The 25,238-nt window shown below is 47.0% G+C and carries 20 protein-coding genes; 11 read left to right on the top strand and 9 right to left on the bottom strand.

Annotated features, from left to right (window positions below):
* Positions 1 to 178 precede the first annotated feature (178 nt).
* A complete protein-coding gene (trxB, locus tag GM173_RS02780) occupies positions 179 to 1,132 on the top strand; it encodes a thioredoxin-disulfide reductase (RefSeq protein ID WP_203569795.1) in 954 nt (317 codons plus the stop codon).
* A gap of 207 nt (positions 1,133 to 1,339) precedes the next feature.
* On the opposite strand, the gene typA is transcribed toward trxB, so the two are convergent.
* The 4 genes from typA to GM173_RS02760 all read right to left on the bottom strand — a co-directional run bounded on the left by typA (position 1,340) and on the right by GM173_RS02760 (position 8,935).
* On the bottom strand, positions 1,340 to 3,148 hold the full coding sequence (typA, locus tag GM173_RS02775; RefSeq protein ID WP_203569794.1) for a translational GTPase TypA: 1,809 nt from the start codon (positions 3,146 to 3,148) through the stop codon (positions 1,340 to 1,342).
* 214 nt (positions 3,149 to 3,362) lie between these two features.
* Positions 3,363 to 3,980, bottom strand: coding sequence for a CoA pyrophosphatase (locus GM173_RS02770; RefSeq protein ID WP_203569793.1), 618 nt, complete (start codon positions 3,978 to 3,980; stop codon positions 3,363 to 3,365).
* Positions 3,980 to 4,600, bottom strand: coding sequence for a trimeric intracellular cation channel family protein (locus tag GM173_RS02765; protein WP_308439569.1), 621 nt, complete (start codon positions 4,598 to 4,600; stop codon positions 3,980 to 3,982). The genes GM173_RS02770 and GM173_RS02765 overlap by 1 nt, the downstream gene beginning before the upstream one ends.
* A 48-nt stretch (positions 4,601 to 4,648) precedes the next feature.
* Positions 4,649 to 8,935 carry a PAS domain-containing hybrid sensor histidine kinase/response regulator gene (locus tag GM173_RS02760; RefSeq protein ID WP_203569791.1) on the bottom strand — a complete coding sequence of 1,429 codons (4,287 nt, stop codon included), beginning with the start codon at positions 8,933 to 8,935 and terminating at the stop codon, positions 4,649 to 4,651.
* A gap of 140 nt (positions 8,936 to 9,075) precedes the next feature.
* Between GM173_RS02760 and metG the strand changes: the two genes are divergently transcribed.
* Positions 9,076 to 11,130 (top strand): methionine--tRNA ligase, encoded by a 2,055-nt coding sequence (metG, locus tag GM173_RS02755; protein ID WP_203569790.1) that lies wholly within the window; start codon positions 9,076 to 9,078, stop codon positions 11,128 to 11,130.
* A gap of 166 nt (positions 11,131 to 11,296) precedes the next feature.
* Positions 11,297 to 11,575 (top strand): acylphosphatase, encoded by a 279-nt coding sequence (gene yccX / locus GM173_RS02750; RefSeq protein WP_203569789.1) that lies wholly within the window; start codon positions 11,297 to 11,299, stop codon positions 11,573 to 11,575.
* 49 nt (positions 11,576 to 11,624) lie between these two features.
* On the opposite strand, the gene GM173_RS02745 is transcribed toward yccX, so the two are convergent.
* Complete coding sequence (locus GM173_RS02745) at positions 11,625 to 12,098, bottom strand: WbuC family cupin fold metalloprotein (protein WP_203569788.1); 474 nt, start codon at positions 12,096 to 12,098, stop codon at positions 11,625 to 11,627.
* A gap of 134 nt (positions 12,099 to 12,232) precedes the next feature.
* Between GM173_RS02745 and GM173_RS02740 the strand changes: the two genes are divergently transcribed.
* The 7 genes from GM173_RS02740 (at position 12,233) to mscL (ending at position 18,264) form a co-directional block, all read left to right on the top strand.
* On the top strand, positions 12,233 to 13,321 hold the full coding sequence (locus GM173_RS02740; protein WP_203569787.1) for a hypothetical protein: 1,089 nt from the start codon (positions 12,233 to 12,235) through the stop codon (positions 13,319 to 13,321).
* A gap of 9 nt (positions 13,322 to 13,330) precedes the next feature.
* Positions 13,331 to 13,663 (top strand): (2Fe-2S) ferredoxin domain-containing protein, encoded by a 333-nt coding sequence (locus GM173_RS02735; protein WP_203569786.1) that lies wholly within the window; start codon positions 13,331 to 13,333, stop codon positions 13,661 to 13,663.
* A gap of 81 nt (positions 13,664 to 13,744) precedes the next feature.
* Entirely contained in the window at positions 13,745 to 14,380 is a 636-nt protein-coding gene (locus GM173_RS02730; protein WP_203569785.1) for an alpha/beta hydrolase, read from the top strand.
* 2 nt (positions 14,381 to 14,382) lie between these two features.
* Positions 14,383 to 15,045: an energy-coupling factor ABC transporter permease gene (locus GM173_RS02725; RefSeq protein WP_203569784.1), complete on the top strand. Its 663-nt coding sequence runs from the start codon at positions 14,383 to 14,385 to the stop codon at positions 15,043 to 15,045.
* A 47-nt stretch (positions 15,046 to 15,092) separates the two neighbouring features.
* On the top strand, positions 15,093 to 16,655 hold the full coding sequence (locus GM173_RS02720; protein WP_203569783.1) for a sensor histidine kinase: 1,563 nt from the start codon (positions 15,093 to 15,095) through the stop codon (positions 16,653 to 16,655).
* An 87-nt stretch (positions 16,656 to 16,742) separates the two neighbouring features.
* Positions 16,743 to 17,798, top strand: coding sequence for a 23S rRNA (cytidine(2498)-2'-O)-methyltransferase RlmM (gene rlmM / locus GM173_RS02715; protein WP_203569782.1), 1,056 nt, complete (start codon positions 16,743 to 16,745; stop codon positions 17,796 to 17,798).
* 34 nt (positions 17,799 to 17,832) lie between these two features.
* Positions 17,833 to 18,264, top strand: a complete 432-nt coding sequence (mscL, locus tag GM173_RS02710) for a large conductance mechanosensitive channel protein MscL (RefSeq protein ID WP_203569781.1) — start codon at positions 17,833 to 17,835, stop codon at positions 18,262 to 18,264.
* Between the two features lie 130 nt (positions 18,265 to 18,394).
* Here mscL and GM173_RS02705 read toward each other — a convergent pair whose 3' ends face one another.
* Both GM173_RS02705 and GM173_RS02700 read right to left on the bottom strand, forming a co-directional pair.
* Complete coding sequence (locus GM173_RS02705) at positions 18,395 to 19,573, bottom strand: acetyl-CoA C-acetyltransferase (RefSeq protein ID WP_203569780.1); 1,179 nt, start codon at positions 19,571 to 19,573, stop codon at positions 18,395 to 18,397.
* 99 nt (positions 19,574 to 19,672) lie between these two features.
* Positions 19,673 to 21,373: a PHA/PHB synthase family protein gene (locus tag GM173_RS02700; RefSeq protein ID WP_203569779.1), complete on the bottom strand. Its 1,701-nt coding sequence runs from the start codon at positions 21,371 to 21,373 to the stop codon at positions 19,673 to 19,675.
* Positions 21,374 to 21,613: 240 nt separating this feature from the next.
* Here GM173_RS02700 and pbpG point away from each other — a divergent pair, with 240 nt between their 5' ends.
* Positions 21,614 to 22,702, top strand: coding sequence for a D-alanyl-D-alanine endopeptidase (pbpG, locus tag GM173_RS02695; protein WP_239078216.1), 1,089 nt, complete (start codon positions 21,614 to 21,616; stop codon positions 22,700 to 22,702).
* Between the two features lie 115 nt (positions 22,703 to 22,817).
* On the opposite strand, the gene GM173_RS02690 is transcribed toward pbpG, so the two are convergent.
* On the bottom strand, positions 22,818 to 23,435 hold the full coding sequence (locus GM173_RS02690) for a lytic transglycosylase domain-containing protein (protein WP_308439568.1): 618 nt from the start codon (positions 23,433 to 23,435) through the stop codon (positions 22,818 to 22,820).
* An 81-nt stretch (positions 23,436 to 23,516) separates the two neighbouring features.
* On the bottom strand, positions 23,517 to 25,235 hold the full coding sequence (locus GM173_RS02685; RefSeq protein ID WP_203569778.1) for a proline--tRNA ligase: 1,719 nt from the start codon (positions 25,233 to 25,235) through the stop codon (positions 23,517 to 23,519).
* Positions 25,236 to 25,238: the final 3 nt, after the last annotated feature.

Raw genomic sequence — 25,238 nt, 5'->3', positions numbered from 1 at the left:
CAGACCGAGCTACAGCTTGATTTTCAAGCCATCAACCCCAATCAATACACCATCCAGCATTTTAGCTATCAAGGCGATAAAAAAGCTAGATTAGAAGCTTTCTGATAAAAGCATTACACTAGCGAGCATCTGAGCATAAATTCAAAACCGCAAATCAATTCAAGCTAAGGAATTCAATATGGCGACCCAACACCATCGTTTACTCATCTTAGGCTCTGGTCCAGCAGGTTACACCGCAGCTGTGTATGCTGCACGCGCCAATTTAAAGCCAGTTCTGATCACTGGCCTAGCGCAAGGCGGCCAACTAATGACCACCACTGATGTTGACAACTGGCCAGCTGATGCCGATGGTGTACTCGGCCCAGAATTGATGAGCCGCTTCCAAAAACACGCCGAGCGCTTCGGCACTGAAATGATTTTTGATCATATTCACACCACACACCTCACTGAAAAACCAATGCGACTCGTGGGCGATTCGGGCGAATACACCTGCGACGCACTGATTATCGCGACCGGTGCCTCAGCACAATACCTTGGCCTGCCATCCGAAGAAGCCTTCTCCGGTCGTGGTGTATCAGCCTGCGCAACTTGTGACGGCTTCTTTTACCGCGGCCAAGATGTGGCGGTAGTCGGCGGAGGTAATACCGCAGTTGAAGAAGCGCTCTATCTTTCCAACATCGCCAAGCACGTTACATTGATTCACCGTCGCGACACATTCCGCGCCGAGAAAATCCTCGTTGACCATCTAATGGAAAAAGTTTCCGAAGGCAAAATCACCCTTGAAACCAATCAAACCCTTGATGAAGTTCTTGGCGATGCAACAGGCGTTACTGGCGCACGGTTAAAATGCACCACCGATGGCTCACAAAAAGAATTGGCTTTAATGGGCGTGTTTATTGCAATTGGCCACAAGCCCAATACCGACATCTTTAAAGGCCAACTCGAGATGGACGAAACAGGCTACATCATCACCAAAGGTGGCCGCAACGGCGGCGCAACCGCGACCAGCATCCCCGGCGTTTTTGCTGCTGGTGACGTGCAAGACCACATCTACCGTCAAGCGATTACTTCCGCCGCAACGGGCTGCCAAGCGGCGCTAGATGCGGACAAATACTTAGAAAGCCTGCGCTAACCATCAAGGGTATTTCATTACATACCTTTACAATAAAGAGCTGGATGGCAATACCCATTAAAACGCCAATCGATTGATTGGCGTTTTTTTCACTCCATCCAAAAACACTTCAAGCGGCAAAGCAAACTAGCAAATTAAAATCAACTAGCACACCAGGCATAAAAAAACGCCAATCAATCGATTGGCGTTTTTTCGTAACACGAGCAATTAAGCGACTTTATTACGGCGACGTTCGTTATCAGTCAAGAAACGCTTACGGATACGCACTGATTTTGGTGTGATTTCAACCAATTCATCATCATCGATAAACTCAACGGCTGATTCCAAGGTCAATTTAACTGGTGTAGTCAAACGAACTGCTTCATCAGTACCAGAAGCGCGAACGTTAGTCAGTTGTTTGCCTTTAACTGGGTTCACCACCAAATCGTTGTCACGGCTATGGATACCGATGACCATGCCCTCGTAGAGTTTATCGCCTGGGCTAACAAACATGCGACCGCGGTCTTCCAATTTCCACAAAGCATAAGCAACAGCTTCGCCGTTTTCTTGAGAAATCAACACGCCATTGTGACGACCTGGCATATCCGCTTTCGCAGGTGCGTAGTCATCAAATACGTGGCTCATCAAGCCAGTACCACGAGTCAAGGTCATGAAGTCACCTTGGAAACCGATCAAGCCACGCGCTGGAACATGGTATTCCAAACGTGTACGGCCTTGACCATCCGACACCATATTGGTCAACTCGCCACGGCGACGACCGAGTTCTTCCATTACGCCACCTTGGTGTTCATCTTCCAAGTCAATGGTCAAGTTTTCGTATGGTTCGCATTTCTCGCCATTGATTTCTTTGTAAACAACGCGTGGTTTTGCCACGGCCATTTCAAAGCCTTCACGGCGCATGTTTTCCAGCAAAATCGTCAAATGCAATTCGCCACGGCCTGAAACGCGGAAGATATCTGTATTGTCTGTGTCTTCAACGCGCAATGCCACGTTCACCAGCAATTCTTTGTGCAGACGGTCACGGATTTGACGACTGGTAACAAACTTGCCTTCAGTACCCGCGAGTGGTGATGTGTTCACCATAAAGTCCATCGTCAAGGTTGGTTCATCCACGCCCAACACTGGCAAACCAACTGGTGATTCTTTATCGCAAATTGTTACACCGATACCGATTTCTTCGAGACCGGAAATAATAATGATATCGCCAGCTTCAGCTTCTTCAACCGGAACGCGCTCAAGGCCTTTAAACCCAAGCACTTGGTTGATACGACCGCTAGAAACTTGGTCGTCATGGTTCATTACTACGACTTGTTGACCAGGCTTGATACGACCATTAATCACTTTACCTACGCCAAGGCGGCCGGTAAATGTCGAATAGTCCAGTGCAGAAATTTGTAATTGCAACGGTGCATCAGGATCGCCAGGAGGGCTAGGAACAGCCTCCACCAACAAATCGAGCAAGGGGCGCATATTGTCAGACTCAGCATCAAGGTCGAGCTTAGCAAAGCCATTCAAACCTGAAGCATAAATCATTTTAAAGTCGAGCTGCTCGTCAGTTGCGCCAAGCTTATCAAACAAATCGAACACTTGATCGTGCACCCAATCCGGACGTGCGCCAGGGCGGTCGATCTTATTAATGACAACAATTGGTTTCAAACCTAAAGCCAGCGCTTTCTTAGTTACGAAACGGGTTTGTGGCATTGGGCCTTCAACCGCATCAACGAGCAACAATACGCCGTCAACCATACCCAATACACGCTCAACTTCACCACCGAAGTCCGCGTGACCCGGAGTATCAACGATATTGATATGGGTGCCATCGTATTCGATGGCGGTATTTTTAGCCAAAATGGTAATACCACGCTCTTTTTCAAGATCGTTGGAATCCATTACACGCTCAACAATGGCTTGGTTGGCGCGGAAAGTACCGGCTTGTTGTAAAAGCTGGTCTACCAGCGTGGTTTTACCATGGTCGACGTGAGCGATAATGGCGACGTTACGAAGTGCACGGGTCATGTTTGAACTGTGGGTATTTGCGAAAACGCGGATTGTACCACGGCTTAATGAATTTTCAGTGAAGTCGCAAAGGACTTCTGCTCGCGAATGGGAGTTATATTGAAAATCAACTGACTAATGGCAGAAAGAAAAACGAAATCTGATTTAAGTGCTCGATGATTGAATCTAATATCAACACGACATCTATTTCACTCAAACAAGGACAGATGATTCTTCATCCATCAAGCGTCACATCTTTAGGTATACCTTCCAAATCAAGATCAAGAGTAAAGTTGAGCAATATACCTGCCGTCGCACCCCACACAACGCGCTCACCACACTCTAAAAAATGCGTTGTTCCACGAACACCCTTGCGAGATACCCTGCGCTTTTCATAGCGCGAACGATCCAGCAGCACCGACAAAGGCAATTCAAACACATCAGCAACTTCAGTTGGATCAGGCTGCAAAGAAAAGCCTGGCTGCACCAAACCAACAACCGGCGTAACACAATAACCACTAATCGTGTGATAGTCACCCAAACAAGCGAGCACTTCAACACATTCTGCCGGCAAACCTATTTCTTCTTCAGTTTCACGCAATGCGGTGGCAATGGCATTGCTATCTTGTGCTTCGCGAGCCCCACCAGGAAAGCTCACCTGCCCCGCGTGGGCATTTAAATGAGCAGCCCGCTCAGTCAACAAGACCGTCGCGCCGGTAGGATGCAAAACAATTGGAATCAGCACAGCAGCAGCACGCAGCGCGTTGAGTTGATAATCCCCCCCAGAGCTGCGAACTCCTTTCGCCAAACGTTCGGATAACCATAGCGGTAACTGAGCAACAGCAGGCAGCATTAACAATCTACCTTCGGTAAACTCAATTCGCTTTTGTGAGCCACCAAGCGCAAGGTCAAACCCAAACTAAACAAGACCCAAGTAACGGCAGCACCAGCAAAACCAAGCTGATAGGCTAATACCAACAACAAAGCCATCAAAATAGAAACCGTACCGTAAAAATCTTCATGCAAAATAAACGGCACATCATTGACCATCATATCGCGCACCAAGCCACCACCAATCGCAGTAATAAAGCTTAAAGCACACACGCCAAATAAGTTCAGCTGCAAATCAATCCCCAGCTGAGCTCCCGCCAGACTAAACGCCACCAGACCAATCGAATCTGCCACGATAAATAATTTAAACAGCACGCCTTTATTTTTGTGCTGCAATTTGATCAACCAGGCCAAACCAAGCGTTGCAAAGATCGTATAAAACGGACTGATATCAACAAAAACACGTGGTATTCGATTCACCAATACATCACGAATGACGCCCCCGCCTATTGCAGTCAACAAGGCCAAAATCATCACGCCCAGCAGATCAAACCGCTTGCGTGCACCAATCAAATAGCCAGAAATCGTAAATGAAGCAGTGCCAATCAGATACAAAACATCGAGGGAAAACCAAATATTCACACCGCACTCACCCATCTTTAATTGCTTTAGATTGATTTAAACCCAAAATTAGCCAACTCTTAATTGCTCGCTAATCTTTGCACCAAGAGCTTGTAAAGCTGCAAACTCAACCTTAGCCGCTTCCAGATCATTACTTTTCGCGGCCATTTCCACCGACTTGCTATAAGCAGCAAGTCGGGTAGCACCCAACTGCCCAGCCGCGCCTTTTAATTTATGCGCAAAGCTAATTACGTTGGTGACATCCGCAGCGGGTATAGCTTGCTGCAATCCCTCAACACACTCATCCAGCGTTGGGAAAAATAGCGCCAATAATTCATCCTTCATATCCATACCCACTGCCTGAGCCAGCTCGGCAAACATTTGAGTAATATCTTTTAACTCTAACTGCAAGACCAAATCCAAGTCGTTGACTTCAGTCATACCATCCCCTTTTTCAGAATTAGAATCCAATTGGATCAGCCGGCCAGATTGCAGCAAGCCGCGTTGCAAAGCTTGTGAAATTTCGTTCAAATAAATTGGCTTGGCAACAAAATCGCTCATTCCTGCTGCATAGCAATGATCTATGTCAGACTGAAAAGCATTTGCAGTAAGAGCCACAATATAGACGTTGGCCGCCGCGATTGGCAATTCACGAATTGCACGGCTCGCGGCAAAGCCATCCATCACGGGCATCTGACAATCCATAAGCACCACATCGTATTGATTTTGTTGCACAGCTTCCAAAGCCATCTGCCCGTTATGTGCAACATCGACGCGACAGCCTAATTTTTCCAACATCAAAACCGCGACTTTTTGATTAACTGGATTGTCTTCCGCTAATAAAATGTAAGGCTTAGTCGCAGCAATTTGTTCCGCTAAGCGATGCGCAGTCACCAAAGACTGGTCAGACTTAGGCAAGTGCTGCATTTTGAATGTCTCTTCAATCGCATAGATCAGTTGGCTCTGCCGTATCGGCTTAGTCAAAAATGCAGAATAACCCGCCAACTTAGCATCACTCGCCATGCCCGGCACTGCCATCGACGTCAGCAAAATAAGCGGCATTTTCGCGCATGCCTCTATTTTTTGAATTTCACGAGCAAGCGCTAAACCGTCCAACTCAGGCAACTGCATATCAATCAAAGCCAACACATATTCATCGGGCGTCGCTTGCAAACTAGACAATGCCAGCTCCGGCGAATCAAAGCATGAAGTCACCATACCAAAAGCATCTAATTGCAACTTAATCAATTCGCGATTTGCAGCAAAGTCATCCACCACCAGCACTTTTTTGCCTTGTAGATTTTGCGGCACCACCTGTTGCTGTGCACTCCCTTGTGCGATTGGCATCGTTACTTCAAACCAAAACTCAGCACCAGCACCAACTTCACTCTCAACACCGATTTGCCCTTGCATTGCATCAATCAGTCGCTTACAAATCGACAAGCCTAAACCAGTACCGCCAAAACGCCGAGTTGTTGAACTATCGGCCTGGGAAAACGGTTTAAATAATTTTTCTTTTGCCGCCGCCGACATACCAATCCCGCTGTCTTTAACCATAAACCGCACACAGCATTGATCAGTAGTTCGCTCAAGCAGCACCACTCGCGCCACCACTTCACCGTCAGCGGTAAATTTGATCGCATTATTTAATAGATTTAACAACACCTGACGTAAACGCCCGGGGTCACCAATCAATTTTTGTGGTAGCCGAGGATCCACAATACAAGCCAAATCCAAATTCTGCTTAGCCGCCTTCTCGGCCACAATATCCAAGGCACCTTCTAACAAATAACGAAGATCAAACTCGATGGCTTCCAACTCTAAATGGCCAGCCTCAATTTTTGAAAAATCCAAAATATCATTTATCAAACACAACAAAGCATCGCCCGATTGTTGGATCGAATTCACGAAGTCAAGCTGCGTTTCATTAAGCGGGGTATCCGAAAGCAAATTTGAGAACCCAATTACCGCATTCATTGGCGTGCGAATCTCATGACTCATATTGGCCAAGAAATCACTTTTTGCTCGATTCGCCTGCACCGCCTCTTCGGTGGCCGCTTCTAAAATGGCATTAATTCTCTTTTGCTCCGAAATATTCGTGGCCACTCCCAAATAACCCACGATATTTCCAACCTCATCATGCCGAGCAGTGACCATCAAGTTAACCGTTAAACGGCGACCATCCTTGCAGATATAAGTCCATTCCTTACTATCACTCATCCCCTGCTGAGCGTAATAAACAAACACCTCAAAACCAGAAACACGATCACCGGTCTGCTCAAAAATAGCCTCTGCGCGCGCCATGACTTCTGCGCCGTCATGAAGCACCGCAGGCGTTTGCAAGCCCACCATTTCAACAGCCTCATAGCCCAACATTTTTTCAGCACCAATATTGAACACTTCAATCAAGCCACAAACATCCGTCGCAATAATCGAAATTTCTGTGGCAGAGTTGATAATGCTACTGAGCTGCTGCTGCAATCGTCGCAACGATTGATCTTTTTCAATGACGACCAACTCATTGCGTTTACGCAAGTCAACGTCAAGATGAATGCCGGCCATTTTTAGCGCTTGCCCCTGCTCGTCACGCTCGTAAACCCGCCCCACGGTATGAACCCACTTCCAAGCGTTTTTAGCTGTTTTCATCCTTAATTCACAACTAAAAATCGGCGACAACCCCGCCAAATGAACATCTAATAGCTCGACCGCATACGGAAGGTCATCCGGATGAACTAACTCTCGCCAAGTCGAAACATTGGGTATTAACTCAGAGGTATTAAAACCCAACATCTCCCCATAAATACCCCCAAAATACGCCTCACCCGTCACCACACTAAAATCCCAGGTTCCTAAACCGGCCGATTCGACAATCATCGACAACTGGCGCTGACTAGCGCGAAGCGCGTCCTCACTTTTTAATCGCTGGCTAATATCACGAATTTGCGCGACCAGAAACACTGCACCATCTAATTCAAATTGATTTAAATTAACTTCAATCGGAATCGGATGACCGTCGGCATGCCGCCCCCACAACGCCCTATCTTTCCCCATTACAGAAGAACGGCCATGATGCTGATAACGTTCAAGATGATGATGGTGTGCAGCAGCATCAGTATCCCCCATCAACACAGATACATTTTTGCCAATTAACTCACCCGAGTCGTAACCAAATAAACGCTTCAGCGCTTGATTAGCACTGATAATCACCCCGAACCGATCCGCAGTCACAATCGCATCGGGCGTACTATCGAGCACCGCATCAAGCTGCACGCCACGCCGCCTCGCTTGCAAACTCATTTCTTGCGCCAACACTTGAGCACGATTTTTTAAACGAGCAGCACTAGCTAGAGCCGACGTCACCATCCCAGTCAACAATAAGCCCAGTACTAAAATCGACAATGGCAACCAATGATCTAGTTGCTGAATAAAATTCTCATTCGAGCTCAAAACCACCGTCCAAACTTGGCCGCCAAGCTCAATGCTTACCTCACGGGAAAACTGCCTTTGCGCTACAGAGGTTCGACCCGTTTTTGCCACATGCCCATCATCGTCATAAATTAATGCTGACCGCTCAATCTTGCGGCCAGAATAAATTTCAAAATCGATATGCTTCCCAAGCAGCTGGCTTAAACCCTCAACAAATTTACTCATTAAGACTGGCGCATAAACCCAACCAATCAGGCTTTCTTCACGCTCTTGCAACGCGCCATACTCAACCCCTTCAAGCGGACGCAAATAAAAAGGCAGCAAAATCAAAAAACCAGGCTCCGTTTTGCCCGCTTGCACTAGTTGAATCGGCGCAGTGATGGCCATTTCACCAGTTTTCATGGCCTGAAAAGCAGCCGCTTTACGCACCGGCTCACTCGCAATATCCAAGCCAATTGCTTTTCGATTCGCCGCCAATGGCTCGATGTATTGAATAATAAATTTCGCCCCCGGATTCTCCCCCAAGGTTTTGACTGAAAACTCAGGGCGATACACACGTTGTTCAGCAATGAAGGCATCCAAATCTTGCGGTGCAACACGTCGAATAAAGCCAAAGCCCAGCGCACCGGGAAATTCATCAGTCAACTTTCGGGTCGCCAGATAAGTACGAAAATGCTGTGGTTTGAGCTCGCCATTCACCATCAGCGGCACCACCCGTGCGCCACGCAAGCCCAAAGACAAACTTTTAACCCGCAGCTTGAGCTCATTGATTAATGGCTCAGATTGCCGCTCAAACTGCAACTGCGCCTGACGCTGCAATTCTTGCGAAGCAAAATACCAAGAGAGCACTGACAAAAAGACACCAACACTCGCAACCAACACTAATGTGAAGTTGATTTGTTGCAATACATTGTGTTTTTTTTCCAGCATTCGTATCCACAAATTGAATAACAAAACGACTTTATGACTATAGATGACGCCGTTGTTTTTTTCTGCACACGTTTCAGAGCCGACTAGTTGGCGCAGTCTGCGTTATAATCTCACAACTATTTCGCACATTTTGGCTGGCCATGACACGCAAAATCCTCGTTACTTCTGCCCTTCCTTACGCCAACGGCGCTATTCACCTTGGACATTTAGTCGAATACATCCAAACCGACATTTGGGTTCGTTTTCAAAAATCACGTGGACATCAATGCCACTACGTCTGCGCGGATGACACACACGGCACACCGATTATGTTGCGCGCCGAAAAAGAAGGCATCACCCCAGAGGCCCTGATCGAGCGAGTACACAATGAACATTCGCGAGACTTCGCGGGGTTTCACGTTGAGTTTGATAATTACTACAGCACCAACAGCCCTGAAAACAAGCAATTAGCGTACGATATTTACAGCAAACTCAAAGCCAATGGCAAAATCGCTCGCAAGACGATTTCGCAATTATTTGATCCAGAAAAAGAGATGTTTTTGCCGGATCGCTTCGTAAAAGGCGAATGCCCAAAATGTGGCGCCAAAGATCAATACGGCGATAATTGCGAGGTATGCAGCGCAACCTATTCACCGACCGAGCTGAAAAACCCATACTCCGCCGTATCAGGAGCAACACCGGTATTGCGTGACTCGGAGCATTACTTCTTTAAACTGGGCGAATGCGCAGACTTCCTCAAAACGTGGACAACCACTCCGGGCAAGTTGCAGACTGAGGCCAGCAATAAAATGCAGGAATGGTTCGAGTCGGGTCTCACTGATTGGGATATTTCGCGCGATGCACCGTATTTTGGTTTTGAAATCCCTGATGCGCCGGGCAAATACTTTTATGTGTGGCTCGATGCGCCCGTTGGCTATATGGCCAGCCACAAAAACCTCTGTGACCGCCTCGGTTTAGACTTTAACGAATATTGGAACAAAGACTCAAAAACCGAGTTGTATCATTTCATCGGTAAAGACATTCTGTATTTCCATTCATTATTCTGGCCAGCCATGCTCGAATACGCGGGCTACCGCACGCCAACAGCGATTTTCAGCCACGGTTTCTTGACCGTTGACGGCGCGAAAATGAGTAAATCTCGCGGTACGTTTATTACTGCCGAATCGTACCTCAGTCATCTGAACCCAGAATGGTTGCGCTACTACTATGCCGCCAAACTGTCGAACACCGCTGAAGATATCGATCTAAATCTGGAAGACTTCGCCGCGCGAGTGAATAGCGATTTAATTGGCAAATATGTCAATATTGCCAGCCGCGCGGCGGGATTTATCAGTAAACGTTTTGAAGGTAAATTGCACAACGGCGTTTTTGCCGCTGACGATTACGCGGTAATGCCGGCAATTGTTGAATTGCAAAAAAAATTGCAAGGCGCCAGCGACAGCATCGCTCAACACTATGAAGGCCGTGAATATGGCCGCGCCATTCGCGAAATCATGGCGTTGACCGACGATATCAATCAATACGTTGATACAGTTAAACCATGGGAGATGGCCAAGCATCCAGAGCAAAGCGCCAATCTGCATGCAGTCTGCAGCTTCCTGATTAATGCCTTCCGCATTTTGACGATCTATCTCAAACCCGTGCTGCCAAAATTGGCGAGCGATGTGGAAGCCTTCCTTAATGTAGCGCCAGTGCAATGGGAGGACGCGCAGCATTTATTGCTCGATCACACGATCAATACTTATAGCCACTTGATGGTGCGAATTGACCCAAAAAATATCGCGGCCATGATTGAGGAAAACAAGCAAACATTGGAGCCGATCAGCAATACACCCGCCGCAGCGCCCAGCTTCGACATTCCTGCAATCGCAGAAACCTGCAGCATTGATGACTTTATGAAAGTCGATTTACGCATCGCGCGCATTGCCAACGCCCAGCACGTCGAAGGCGCAGAAAAACTACTGCAACTCACGCTCGATTTGGGCAACGAAACGCGCAATGTATTTGCAGGGATTAAATCAGCCTACAAACCTGAAGATCTGATCGGCAAACACACCGTCATGGTCGCTAACCTCGCACCACGCAAGATGAAGTTTGGCATGTCAGAAGGGATGGTTTTAGCTGCCGGTGGTGACGGCGGCTTGTATATCTTGGAGCCACATGCAGGTGCCAAACCCGGGATGCGCGTGAAATAATTTCAGCCCGATTACCAACTGACTTTATCGACCTTGCTGTGCAGCTCATTGATCTGCAACTCGGTTTCGTGTCAAAACGGGAATGGGACAGAAATCATCTTCGGTTCGCTTTTCAAAAAAATGCCGCTATTCTATGGATTAGCGGCATTTTTTCTAGGGAACAGCGATGATCAAAGCAATGCACTTCTTAATCACCGGCTTGGTACAAGGCGTTGGTTTTCGCTATGCCACCCGTGAAAAAGCGCAGCAACTGGGCATCTGCGGCTGGGTCAAAAATCGTGCTGACGGTCGAGTCGAGCTATGGGCAGAGGGCAACGCTGTCGCACTGGATCAACTCACAATTTGGCTGCAACAAGGCCCACCCGCGGCGCGTGTTGACCATGTAACGATTGAGCGAGCCGACATCAAACAATACACCGAATTTCAAATCAAGGAATTAACCTAAAGGTATTGAGCCACAGGCAATCAATCAAAAGAACTTGAAGCAAATACCCCTAATCAAACAAAGATCGCATCCATTCCCGATAAATTGCAACCGACTCGTCGCCTTCACTTGGCGCCCAAGCTGCACGTTCATTTTCCGCCACCGGCACGTATGGCCCGGCTTTAACCTCAAAGAACACGGTTGGTTCCAAAGCCACTAAACTATGCATTACCCTAGGCGGGATATTGATACCAATACAGTCGGTTCCTGCAGCTAACACTTGCTGTTGAATAACGATCCCATCGCGATTAAAAATCAACACCCCCATGCGACCACTGAGCACCACCATCGTTTCTTCTTTATCGACGGAAAAATGACAGTGCGGTTGCACATAAGTATCGGGCTGCAAAGCATTGAGCAAACGATGACACACCGCATCATCGCTAGCATGAAAATTCCGATTTTTCCGTCGCCGCGGGCTTTGTGCCGCTTCGTCTAGTAAATCCGCCAGCAAATTTTGATCGATAAAAGCAACTTGACTCATTACGCACCCTGAGCGATTCATTTTTGGAATTGGCTGCATCATGCAATAAAAGCCTGCCTCTCGCCAGACTTGTTGCCGACAGAATAGGCACGGATAGGTATAATTACCTTTTCGCTTTTAATTTTGTGCCCACCATGACTCTGCCTGATCCACGCCTCTACCCCCGTGTAAATCCACAAAACCCAATCATTCGCCAAGTCATGTCTTTGATGACCGAGCGCGATGCCGATTTGATTGCACAAAAACGCGTGGGCTTGCAGCAACTCGTCGCCGAGCTACTGATGTCGAAAGACCATTACGCCTTAAATGGTGCGCTCACTCAAGCGCCGTCACAAGATGCATGGCTAACCATCTGGCACGCGCTACGCGTTGAAGTGGAAACCGCTAGTATGCATGATCAGCGTTCCGCCGTTTTATTCGCGATTCCTGTGGTCTTGGTGGCTGGTTGCAAAGGTGAAACGACATTGCCAAGCGAAATCGATGGCACTGCCGCATTAGCTATTTTGCGGGAACATGGCGTGGTCGCTGCGAACGCCGATGCATGGCTCTCTGGAGCACTACTCGGCCCCGATATTTTAGCCGCGATCAGCCCAGCGCAACTCGCTGAATGGCGCGCCACGATTAGCGAAGCTGCGCGCTTCCCGATTGATTCGGCGGGCAGCGCAATCAAAGTGAAAGACGAGGCCGTCGCCTTACGTTATCTGATTGGCGTCGCTATGCAAGAAAAAGGCGCTGAGCCCGCCATTCAATTGGGAGGCCAAGTCACCAGCTGGGGCATGCCTTTAGCGAATTTAATCGGCGAAACGCTAAAAACAGACGGCGTGACACTGTTCCCCATTCCACGCACACCGCTGCCTTGGCTAGCCGCACAAGACGTTGGCCGCGTGACGCAACTGGAAACTCGCCTGCAAGTGATGACCAGCAACGCACTACGTAGCATTCGCAGCAAAGGCCGCACACCAGTCGTCACCGTTGCCGCGCATGAAAACAATGAAATTCGAATTACATTTTCCAGCAAAGAAGATGCCGAGCGCTGGGAAGGCTTCGTATGGCCCTTATTGCCATCCGATCATGTCGAGTTGATCGCGCAATACGTGCGTGAATTAATGCAGGAATGTCGTTTGGATGATTTGGTGTTTATTGAAAACGTACAACCCACTTTAGATACCGATGGGCTACCCTTATTTGTGACTGCCCACATTAAACCCGTTGTGCTGCAATAAGGATCAATCATGAGCCATTATCAATACCATGTATTTTTTTGCTTAAACCAACGCGCGCCCGGCGAGCGCCAATCGTGCAATAGCTGTGGCGCAGATCAACTATGGGCTTATGCCAAAGACCGCGTAAAAGCGTTAGGCCTAAATGGCGATGGCAAAGTTCGCATCAACAAAGCTGGCTGTTTAGAACGCTGCGAAGAAGGGCCGGTGATTGTGGTTTACCCAGAAGAAACTTGGTACACCTACATCGACAAAGACGATATCGACGAGATCATCAACGAGCATTTGGTACATGGTCGGATTGTAGAGCGCTTACTCATTCCAGCTCAGTCCACTGCAAACTAACCCGAACTTTTATACCCAACAATGCGCCACACGGCGCATTGTTTACGTATATCACCACACCCATTAAAGAATAAGCCTCAAATGACAATACCCCGTAAAGCTGCCACATTTGAATTAATTGAAATCACCGGCCCAGCAGGCCGTCTTGAATGCCTACGCCTAGATGCGGCGACGGAGGCTCCGGTGGGTATCGTCTTAGTCGCACATCCAAATCCGACTGAGGGCGGCACGTTTAACAATAAAATTGTACACACACTCGCCAAAACACTCTCACGCCTCGGTTATATTGCGTACTGCCCCAATTTGCGCGGCGTTGGTAATTCTGAAGGTGAACATAGCCGCGGTGAATTTGAACCAGACGATATGGCGGCGGTACTGGCGTTTGCACGCGCCGCTCATCCAACGCTACAGCGCCTCACTTTAGCGGGCTTTTCTTTTGGCACCTTGGTGCAAAGCCGCTTACGTGAACGCCTTACAGATGCAGAAGTCGAAGGCATGATCTTGATTGGGCCTGCAGTGAGTCGGTACGCCTTTCCGAATGTTCCCAAAGGCACCCTAGTCATTCACGGCGAAGAAGATGAAGTCATTAGTCTATCGGCGGTGCTAAATTGGGCAAGGCCACAGCAATTACCCATCGTTGTTGCTCCAGGCGTTGGGCATTTTTTTCACGGTAGATTGACCCAACTAGCGGAACTCGTTCATGAGGCATGGCGCTAGTCATGAATTTACCTGCCGGATTATTCCCCAGTTGGCTACTGTTTTTTAGCGCTTTCAGTGCGCTGATGGCATGCATTTGGGCAATCAAGCAAGAGCACTGGCAGACACTTAGCCAAGCGCAAATAAGCAGTTGGTTATGCTGTTCAGTCATTTTACTACTGACTTGGCAGCTCAAAGCTCAAATCCACGCCGGACTGGCTTTTCATATTCTTGGCGGCACCGCACTGACACTAATTGCAGGCAGCTATCGCGCCTTACTGAGTTTGGCGGTATTGCTAGCGATCGATTTAGGATTTGGACACGCTGACATCGCGAGCTGGGGACTCTCTTTTTGGTTGATTGGCGTATTGCCCGTTTTAACAACGCAGTTAATTTTACGATTTGCCCAACGCTACTTCAGCCCTAATTTCTTCGTTTATATCTTTGTGAATTGCTTTGCCGCTGGCGCTGTCACGATGTGGATTTTTGGCTTGATCAACTGTAGCTTATTATTTTTGGTGAACGCTTATTCTGCTCAGTTTTTATTTGAGGAAATGTTACCGATCTATTTTCTAATGGGCTGGCCAGAGGCATTTATGACAGGGCTCAATTTAACACTTCTGGTGGTGTGGCGCCCGGAATGGGTTCACAGTTTCAATGACCGAGTTTATCTGCAAAAAAGATAATCCTCTGCTAGATTGGTTGCAAGCACTTCAAACGAAAGAACAAGTGTATGCGCCAGATTCGGACCGATCTAAATTTAATTTTTATTGCAATTGTCACAACCGTGCTCACTGTATCAGGAGCATTTTCCTATTATCGTACTCAAAAACAACTCAATATTGAGCTAGAAGAATTCAGCCGCTCACTGGATGCGCGCTTACAAAGCGTTTTACCCGGCATCATGTGGAATTTTGATGATCAGCAATTGGCTTTAGTCCTCGACGCAGAAATGCGCTCGCCTGATATCCGATCGCTAGAAGTCTCAAATATGGAAGTCATGCTGGCTGGGCGGCTACGTGAAAATGGCGCGGTCACTCCAATTACAACCCCTACCGGATTCTCTGGCCCAGAAACCCATACAACGACGATAAATTATCTACAAAACCAAGATAAACACCCACTCGGCACGGTGAAAATCACCATCACTCATGAGCGAATCAACGGTTTACTGCGCAAGATTATCATTGAAAAACTCATCGAAATTCTGCTACTAGACGCACTGTTACTGATCGCACTATCGGCCACATTGCAGCGAATGGTCATTTCACCGCTCTCATTGTTAGGTAAAAAATTAAGTCTAGCCGCTCAATCGAGCAAAAACCTCGAAGAAATCGAGCTCCCAAAGAACCCCTACAAAGAATTTACCGACCTAACCGATGGTTTTACCCGTATTGTTAACCGGCTCAGAGATGACGTCTCAATTCGCAGCCAAGCTGAAACAGAAATGCGCATCGCCAAAGACGCCGCCGAAACTGCACTGGGTCAATTAAAAGAAGCACAAAACAGCCTTGTTCAATCGGAAAAGATGGCATCACTAGGTAGCCTAGTCGCGGGGATCGCTCATGAAATCAACACGCCAGTTGGCATCATTCTCACCAGTGCCTCGGTGCTGCATGACGATTCTGTATTATTCCGCGAAAAAATCGAATCGGGTAATATGAAAAAATCCGAAGTCATTAGCTACAGCCAAACCGCAGAACAATCCTCGTCGCTAATTATTAGCAATGCAATGCGTGCAGCTGATTTAATCCAAAGTTTTAAACGAGTTGCAGTAGACCAAACCTCAGAAGCTAGGCGCGATTTTGAATTAGGTAAATATCTGCAAGAAATCATTACCAGCATTGGACCAACCTTAAAGCACTCTCAAATTACCATTAATATTATTTGCCCTGAAACCATCGAGCTCGAAGGTTACCCCGGTGCCATTTCACAAATTATCACTAATTTAATTAACAACGCCGTACTTCATGCATTTGCCGAAGATGTGCCTGCAAGTAAAAAACACGTCAATATTGTTGCAGAGCGATATTTTAATACCGTAACCCTGCACGTTTCGGACAACGGCAGCGGAATTGAAGAACAAGTGATTAGCAAAATCTTTGACCCGTTTTACACCACTAAACGTGCGAATGGCGGCAGTGGCTTGGGATTAAACATCGTTTTCAACCTAGTAACACAAACACTAGGTGGTCACATCCATGTTAAATCTACTGTCGGTAAAGGCACGTCATTTATTATGACCTTCCCCGCTGTGGCACCAAAGCCGAAAATTCAGCGCTCACTCAATCCCTAGTCCGCACAGCAAACATTCACTGAACGGCATTGGTGAAATAGCGTTTCTTGGGTATCCTTGCGTCTTTTTTGTAACGAGTCTCACACCATGACCACATTGCTCGCCGGTAAACCCTACGCTTTGCTCGCTTACTGCCGCCCCGGATTTGAGCCTGAATGCGCAGAAGAGATCGCAAACCACGCTCAAGGCGCGGGCAAATTTGAGCGCGGCGATGGCTGGGTTGTTTTTACTCCGAATGAACATCATGGTGCTCTATTACGTGAGCTGCTTACTAAGCAATTTATTTTTTCTCGCCAAACACTGCAAATTCACAGCCGCATTGAGCTCGGCAACAAAGATCGACTCACCCCCATCGTTGAATCGCTGACTATCATCAATGGTATTTACAGTGATGTTTGGCTAGAACACCCAGATACCAATCATGGCAAATCATTGTCTAGTTTTACGCGTAAATTTGGCGATTATGTCGCCAAAGCATTAGCACAAAACAATTGGCTGCAACCTCAACAATCGCGGCACCGGTTACATTTGTTTTTCCCAAAACAAAACGAAGTCATGATTTGTACCCGCCCCGTTCGCGCAACCGATTGGCTCAACGGAATTCCTCGCCTGCGGATGCCCTGCGACGCACCTAGTCGTTCAACATTAAAACTACTGGAAGCAATTTTGGTGCTGGTTGATGAGCCTGAAAAAAAATTTCGCGAAGGCATGACCGCAGTCGATTTAGGAGCGGCACCAGGAGGCTGGACTTATCAACTGGTTGCTCGGGGTCTCAAGGTATTTTCCGTCGATAATGGACCAATGAAAGGCAGTATGGATGGGCACCACCAGGTGAAGCACGTCCGCGATGATGGTTTTAAGTTCAAACCCAAGAATCCCGTCGATTGGCTTGTTTGTGATATGGTCGAGCAACCAATCCGTATTGCCGAGCTCATGGCGAAATGGCTGGCATCGGGTAATGCGCGTCGTGCTATTTTCAATTTAAAGCTACCAATGAAAAAACGGCACTTAGAAGTCGAAAAATGTTTTGACTTAATCGATCAAAAGCTCAAAAAGGCCAATATTTCATATAAAATTAGTGCTAAACAATTATTCCACGACCGTGAAGAAATCACCTGCTATATCAGCACAGTCAAAGATTAATTTAGATTATTAAGATCATTATTGGGAGCATCTAATGTTAAAAGAATTTCGCGAATTTGCCATGCGCGGCAACGTCGTTGATTTGGCTGTTGGTGTAGTCATTGGCGCGGCATTTGGCAAAATTGTCGATTCATTAGTAAAAGACATCATTATGCCGCCGCTTGGTTTTTTAATTGGTAAAATTGATTTTACCAATTTATTTGTAACCTTAGCCGATGGCAAAACAGCAGGCCCTTACAACACCTTGAAAGGTGCACAAGACGCAGGCGCTGTCACACTGAATCTAGGCATGTTTTTTAATTCATTAATTAGTTTCATTATTGTTGCTTTTGCCATTTTCATGGTGGTCAAGGCGATGAATAAACTCAATCGTAAACCAGAAACTGCGCCAGCAGAAGCCCCGGTTACGCCGGAAGAAGTAGTCTTACTACGTGAAATTCGTGACGCACTTAAAAACAAGGTATAAGCCTAAGGCTTTTTATTTTTAAAGGCTTCATGCAAATACCCAATAAAAAGCCCCGCTATTGCGGGGTTTTTTATTTTTAAACAGTCATGCAAAGACTCGCTTAATCACAGCCAGTCTAAGCATACAGCGATTAACGCTCAACACATAAAGCCACACCCATACCACCACCGATACACAATGTCGCCAAGCCACGTTTGGCATCGCGGCGTACCATTTCATGCAGCAAAGTCACCAATACACGGCAACCTGAAGCACCCACTGGATGGCCCAAGGCGATAGCACCGCCATTGACGTTCACTTTATTCATATCCCACTTCATTTCACGCGCCACACCCAAAGCTTGGGCTGCAAATGCTTCATTGGCTTCGATCAAATCAACAGAATCCAAATCCCAACCCGCACGTTTTAATGCTGTTTGGCTAGCCAACACAGGCCCCATGCCCATGATAGTTGGATCACAACCAGTACTCGCCGAAGCGCGAATGGTTGCCAATGGTTTCAAACCTAGCGCATCAGCACGCTCACGGCTCATCAACATCACCGCCGCTGCACCATCATTAATCCCCGATGCATTCCCTGCTGTCACAGTACCTTCTTTATCAAAAGCAGCACGCAATTTGCTCAAAGACTCAGCCGTCGTGTTTGGCTTAATAAATTCATCCTGATCAAAAATAATTGGGTCGCCTTTGCGCTGCGGAATACTTACAGGCACGATTTCATCAACAAAACGACCTGCTGCTTGTGCTGCCGCTGCACGCTGCTGCGATGTCAACGCCATTGCGTCTTGCTCTTCACGTGTGATCGAATATTTTTTAGCAATGTTTTCAGCCGTAACACCCATATGATAGTTATTGTAAACATCAGTCAAACCGTCATACACCATACTATCAACCAATGCGGCATTGCCCATACGGAAACCGTCGCGGCTACCATTGAGTAAATGCGGGGTAGCACTCATATTTTCTTGACCACCTGCAATCACAATTTCGCTATCTCCAGCCAAAATTGCTTGCATACCTAAAGCAACTGCCTTTAAACCAGAGCCACACACTTGGTTGATGGTCATCCCTGGCACGGCATCCGGCAAGCCAGCGCGGCGTACGGCTTGGCGAGCTGGATTTTGCCCCAAGCCCGCTGTCAACACATTACCTAAAATGACTTCTGAAACTTGCTCAGCAGCGACCCCAGTTTTAGCTAACAAGGCACGAATGACAGTGGCCCCCAACTCAGGCGCCGCCACTTTAGCCAACGAACCAGAAAAATTACCCAATGCGGTACGACAAGCGGCAACAATAACAACTTCAGTCATTCAAACTCTCCAAGTAAATAATATTCAACAGCGTAATTTGTAAGCTATTTACACAAAAAAAAGCAAGGCGTATCGCCTTGCTTCATTGAAAACACAAGTTTATACAACACGAGCCTTCACATAACGACCTGGTGCAGGCTCAATCATCTTGTATTTTGTACTGCCTAATTTCTTCGGTGCCAATACTTGCTCACCAGAGTGTGGTGCAAGCCAAGCAGACCAATCTTGCCACCAACTCCCGGGCCGAGATTCTGCCCCCTCAAACCACGCATCAGACTCAACAGAGGTATCTTCATTCACCCAATAATTACGTTTATTAGTCGTCACTGGATTAATTGCGCCCGCAATATGCCCTGAAGCGCCCAACACAAAACGAATTGGACCTTGCAAAATACGTGTCGAAAGATAAGCGGATTGCCAAGGCACGATATGATCTTCCCGAGCAGCGAAGATATAGGTTGGTACCTTAATCGTTGTCAAATCAATCGGGACACCACACAAGCTAAATGAATTTGGCTTGGTGAGATTGTTTTCTAAGTACATATTCCGCAAGAAGAAAGTATGCATCGGCAGCGACAAATTCGCCGAGTCTGAATTCCAATACAACAAATCAAATGGTGGTGGATTTTTACCTTTGAGGTAATTATTCACCACATAATTCCAAATTAAATCATTTGAGCGCAAAGCAGAAAAAGTTTTGGCTAATTCCTTGCCATCAATCACACCCTCAACCTGAGACTCACGTTGGCGAATCAAATTCCAGTCAATGAAATGTTTGATTTCACCTGGATCAGTGTGATCGAGCATCACCGTCATTAAAGTAATCGACTCGAACCAGTCCAACCCGCGTGCCTGCATCACTGGCATTGCCGTTGTCACTAATTCGCCACCAATGCAGAACGATAAAACATTAATTTTCTCGGCCTTACTGATTTCACGAACGATTTCTGCGGCTTTAATTACACCTAACTCAACATAATCATCCCACTTCAAAGTGCCTTGATGGGCTTCAATCGATTTCCATGACACCAAGAACGTCGTGTAGCCTTGACTCACGATATAGGCCATCATCGAATTCGCTGGCTGCAAATCCATGATGTAGTATTTGTTGACACACGGTGGAACTACAAGCAATGGGCGGCTATACACCTTAGGGGTACTTGGGCTGTATTGAATCAATTGAATGAGTTCATTTTCAAAAATAACCTCACCCGGCGTCATCGCCAAATTCGTACCGATGGCAAATTGGCTTTCATCGGTCATGGTAATGCTACCCTTTTGCATATCAGCCATGAGTTTTTTCATGCCTTCTTGCAAACTCTCCCCTTTAGTCTCCAAAGCCAGCTTCATGACTTCAGGATTGGTAAAGGCAAAATTGGTTGGGCTCATTGCATCGAGATATTGCTTAGTAAAAAATGCCGCTTTTTCTTTACTCGCTTCGTCGGTATTAGCTGATTCTACTAGCTGCATCAGCCACTTCGAAGTCACCAGATAATTCTGGCGGATATAATCAAACAGCGGCGCTTCCCACTCAGGTGCATTAAAACGACGATCCGATTTGTCTGCTTCAGCAACTTTAACCGATGGCTTAGCACCGATGAGTCCAAGCCACAAATCCATTTGCTGCTGATAAAATTGCGAGTGGTTACCCAACCAAGCCAAATTGGCAGGACTCATTTTTTGAACTAAATCGTGCATCACACTCATGTGTTGAGTGGGCTCAGCCTGCGGGTGCGCATTCACCCAGTTTTGAGTCCATTGACGATGCGCTTCCGTAATTTGCTGGAAAAATTGTTCCATAGTGGGGTTGTTTAGCACAGTCTACTGCTCCGATTTAGTCATTTTGATCAAAATTACACAAGCCATTGCTGCATCGCAACATTATCTTAATCTAACGAACTATGCAAGTCTGACAAAATTTAAGCAGAAGCATTGAAAAAACGCCACTACTACTTGATTTAACATGACATTTTATAATTCATTGCGTAAAATAAATCACCGATTACTAATACACAGCCGAAATAGGTTGGGGAATACTTGATGTCAAAACTGATCAATTCATTATGCATGCTAATCAGTGCCAGTGTAATCGCCTACACTCCGCTTTCATTTGCTGCATCAAGTAGCAAAGAAAACAAATCGACCAGCAGCGCTAAAAAGTCATCAAATAAAAAAAGCACCGCAACTGCAAAATCAAAAAAAACCAACAATTCAAATACAGCCAACACCACAAAAAACAACATCAGCAAAGCGAGCAAAGTTACCTACACTTCGCGCAATAAAAATATCTCTAAAGCCGCAATTGCTGATGCGCGTAAAGATGTTCAAGTAACGCGAGCTGTCGCAGCTCGCATTGACCCTGATAATCCTGGATTACAATCAACTGGCGTTTTAATTCTCAACGAACAAAACAGTGAAGTTTTGTACGAGAAAAATGCCGATAACATCATCCCGATCGCCTCAATCACCAAATTAATGACCGCCATGGTCGTGCTTGACGCTCGCTTACCACTCAATGAGCTCATTAGCATTACCGAAGCAGATGTCGACTCACTTAAAAATACCAGCTCGCGTCTGCAAGTAGGTACCACGCTCACGCGCGGCGAAATGCTCTTACTCGCCTTAATGTCATCCGAAAATCGAGCCGCTTCTGCGCTCGGACATCACTTTCCGGGCGGCAAAGACGCGTTTTTACGCAAAATGAACGAAAAAGCGGCGCAATTGGGGATGAGAAACACGCGCTTTTATGATTCAACCGGCTTAACGCCACAAAATGTGTCAACCCCGCGTGAATTGGCCTTGATGGTTAAAGCAGCACAACGCTACCCTGAAATTCACCAATTTAGCACCTCTAGCGAATACTCGTTTGCGTCTAATATACGAGGAAATATTCTGACTTACCGCAACACCAATCCACTAGTAAAAGATGCTGACTGGGATATTGGAATCTCAAAAACTGGTTTTATTAATGAAGCTGGGCGCTGCATCGTGATGCAAGCAACAATCAACAATAAACCTGTAGTGATTGTGTTAATGGACTCCAACGGAAAGTACACCCGAATTGGCGATGTGCAACGTGTACGCAAATGGATTGAATCCAATCAGTTCGCCAAGCTGAGAGCCGGTTAAAACACCCACTCATCTAAGTTAGTAAGTTAATATAAAAAAGCTGGTTTCTGCATATAACAGAAACCAGCTTTTTTTATTAAACACGCAAATTAAATTCAATGAATTGCACTACGCCCTAACGCTGCGCCACTCTTTGCTCAGCAGCTGGACTCCAGTCATACCAATTTTTCCAAGCGCCGTAAACTAAATTTGGATACTCAGCCTTACCCAAACTCCCATTGTAACGGCCTAAAGCGCGAAAATAATCGCCATTTTCAATATCTAAATAGTGCCGCAAAATCGTACAACCGTAGCGCAAGCCGGTATTGATATCAAAAAGATTATGCTCCGGACTACCAATACTGCGTTGCCAAAATGGCATCACTTGCATTAGGCCGCGCGCGCCTACCACACTCACAGCATAGCGATTAAAGCCGCTTTCTACATGAATTAAACCCAACACCAATTGTGGATCCAGCCCCGCACGCGTGGCTTCATAATGAATCGCCGTCAGCAGCTTACGACGTACAAACTCGTCAGGAACACGTTTTTTTAAACGCTCCGACATTTCGGACAACCAAGCCTCAGCCTGCGCTGGATTATCAAAAATCAAACGCGGCTCAGCACGGTCACTAATCGAGCGCTGCAAAGTCGTTTGCACTGATTGCGACAGCAGCTCTTCACGTTGCGCCCCCGCCAAAACCACAGAGGAGCACAAGAAGACAGCAACGCCGAGTAATTGTAATCGCTTCACTACCTAGCCCCCACTACCGAAAAAACACAGACGTATATGCTGCCAGCGATTACCCAACAAAGACTAACAGCAAATACCCCTTTAATTATTAATTACACCCTGCAAAAAAGACTTCGCCTGTGTCAAACTAATTTTCTGCATCTCACCACCACGACGAGCCACATATTCGACGATACCATCAGCCAAACCTTTATCGCCAATCGTCACGCGATGCGGAATACCGATCAATTCCATATCTGCAAACATCGAACCAGGTCGCTCATTGCGATCATCCAGCAAAACATCAACACCGGCCGCCATTAATTGCGCATATAAATCATCCGCAGCCGCTTTCACTGCCTCTGATTTATGATAACCAACCGCTACCACAGCCACGCTAAACGGTGCCATCGCCGCAGGCCAAACAATACCGCGCTCATCATGGTTTTGCTCAATTGCCGCACCGACAATCCGCGAAACACCAATCCCGTAGCAACCCATTTCCATTGCTTGCTGCGTATTTTGCTCGGTCACGAAAACGCAATTCATCGCTTCGGAATATTTGGTGCGCAATTGGAAGATATGACCCACTTCAATACCGCGACACAACTCTAACGTGCCGCCTTTGCCATCAGGGCAGACATCGCCACTCACCACATTACGAATATCTGCTACCACATTCGGCTCTGGCAAATCGCGACCAAAATTCACACCCGACAAATGGAATTTCGGCTTATTCGCACCACAAATAAAGTCACTCATTGCCGCCACAGTCAAATCAGCAATGACGCGTATATTCGCCGCAATACCAACCGGTCCAATAAAACCTGGAGGACACGCTAAATGACTGCGAATTTCTTCATCCGTAGCAAAACGAAAGTCCGCCATGCCATCAACCTTGCCCAACTTCACTTCATTTAAGCTATGGTCGCCACGCAACAGCGCTAACACAAAATCGCCTGCCGCTGAGATCAATGCAATCGCTTTAACAGTGCGCTCAACACCTACTCCGACCAAGGCAGCTACATCAGCACAAGCCGTTTGTTTTGGCGTATCGATGTCGCGCATCGATTCAGTAGCAGCAGCGCGCGGCACGGCGGGCGCAAATGCCTCGGCCAATTCAACATTAGCGGCATAATCAGATGTTGGGCAATACGCCAGCAAGTCTTCACCGGCATCAGCTAACACATGAAACTCATGAGAGCCAGAACCGCCAATAGCGCCAGTATCGGCCGCAACCGCGCGGAATTGAAGGCCTAGGCGCGTAAACACCTTAGAATACGCGCTATACATCACATCATATGTCTGTTGCAGCGACTCGAAACTGGCGTGGAATGAATACGCATCTTTCATCACAAATTCACGCGCACGCATTACACCAAAACGCGGACGAATTTCATCACGGAATTTAGTTTGTACTTGGTAGAAATTCGCAGGCAATTGTTTGTACGAGCGCAATTCGCTACGAGCAATATCGGTAATCACTTCTTCGTGCGTTGGGCCAAAACAGAATGAACGCTCGTGGCGATCAGTGATTTTCAACATTTGTGGGCCAAACACATCCCAACGACCCGTTTCTTGCCATAACTCAGCAGGTTGCACCGCAGGCATCAACAATTCTTGTGCGCCAGCGGCATTCATTTCTGAGCGAACGACACTTTCTACTTTGCGTAACACTCGCAAGCCTAGCGGCATCCACGTATACAAACCTGACCCCAAACGCTTGATCAAACCAGCGCGCAGCATCAGTTTATGTGACAACAATTCGGCCTCAGCAGGGGCTTCTTTTTTAGTGGAAATAAAGAGTTGCGAAGTACGCATGAG

It is taken from the genome of Deefgea chitinilytica (assembly GCF_016881405.1).
In the GTDB taxonomy this organism is placed as follows: Bacteria; Pseudomonadota; Gammaproteobacteria; order Burkholderiales; family Chitinibacteraceae; genus Deefgea; species Deefgea chitinilytica.
This window is presented reverse-complemented; position numbering and strand designations above follow the sequence as displayed.

Coding starts and splice junctions, on each gene's coding strand:
- GM173_RS02720 (WP_203569783.1), top strand. CDS start 15,093: ATGCGCCAGATTCGGACCGATCTAAATTTAATTTTTATTGCAATTGTC.
- metG (WP_203569790.1), top strand. CDS start 9,076: ATGACACGCAAAATCCTCGTTACTTCTGCCCTTCCTTACGCCAACGGC.
- GM173_RS02705 (WP_203569780.1), bottom strand. CDS start 19,573: ATGACTGAAGTTGTTATTGTTGCCGCTTGTCGTACCGCATTGGGTAAT.
- GM173_RS02735 (WP_203569786.1), top strand. CDS start 13,331: ATGAGCCATTATCAATACCATGTATTTTTTTGCTTAAACCAACGCGCG.
- GM173_RS02770 (WP_203569793.1), bottom strand. CDS start 3,980: ATGCTGCCTGCTGTTGCTCAGTTACCGCTATGGTTATCCGAACGTTTG.
- GM173_RS02760 (WP_203569791.1), bottom strand. CDS start 8,935: ATGCTGGAAAAAAAACACAATGTATTGCAACAAATCAACTTCACATTA.
- GM173_RS02685 (WP_203569778.1), bottom strand. CDS start 25,235: ATGCGTACTTCGCAACTCTTTATTTCCACTAAAAAAGAAGCCCCTGCT.
- pbpG (WP_239078216.1), top strand. CDS start 21,614: ATGTCAAAACTGATCAATTCATTATGCATGCTAATCAGTGCCAGTGTA.
- rlmM (WP_203569782.1), top strand. CDS start 16,743: ATGACCACATTGCTCGCCGGTAAACCCTACGCTTTGCTCGCTTACTGC.
- trxB (WP_203569795.1), top strand. CDS start 179: ATGGCGACCCAACACCATCGTTTACTCATCTTAGGCTCTGGTCCAGCA.
- GM173_RS02730 (WP_203569785.1), top strand. CDS start 13,745: ATGACAATACCCCGTAAAGCTGCCACATTTGAATTAATTGAAATCACC.
- GM173_RS02740 (WP_203569787.1), top strand. CDS start 12,233: ATGACTCTGCCTGATCCACGCCTCTACCCCCGTGTAAATCCACAAAAC.
- GM173_RS02700 (WP_203569779.1), bottom strand. CDS start 21,373: ATGGAACAATTTTTCCAGCAAATTACGGAAGCGCATCGTCAATGGACT.
- mscL (WP_203569781.1), top strand. CDS start 17,833: ATGTTAAAAGAATTTCGCGAATTTGCCATGCGCGGCAACGTCGTTGAT.
- GM173_RS02745 (WP_203569788.1), bottom strand. CDS start 12,098: ATGAGTCAAGTTGCTTTTATCGATCAAAATTTGCTGGCGGATTTACTA.
- yccX (WP_203569789.1), top strand. CDS start 11,297: ATGATCAAAGCAATGCACTTCTTAATCACCGGCTTGGTACAAGGCGTT.
- GM173_RS02725 (WP_203569784.1), top strand. CDS start 14,383: ATGAATTTACCTGCCGGATTATTCCCCAGTTGGCTACTGTTTTTTAGC.
- typA (WP_203569794.1), bottom strand. CDS start 3,148: ATGACCCGTGCACTTCGTAACGTCGCCATTATCGCTCACGTCGACCAT.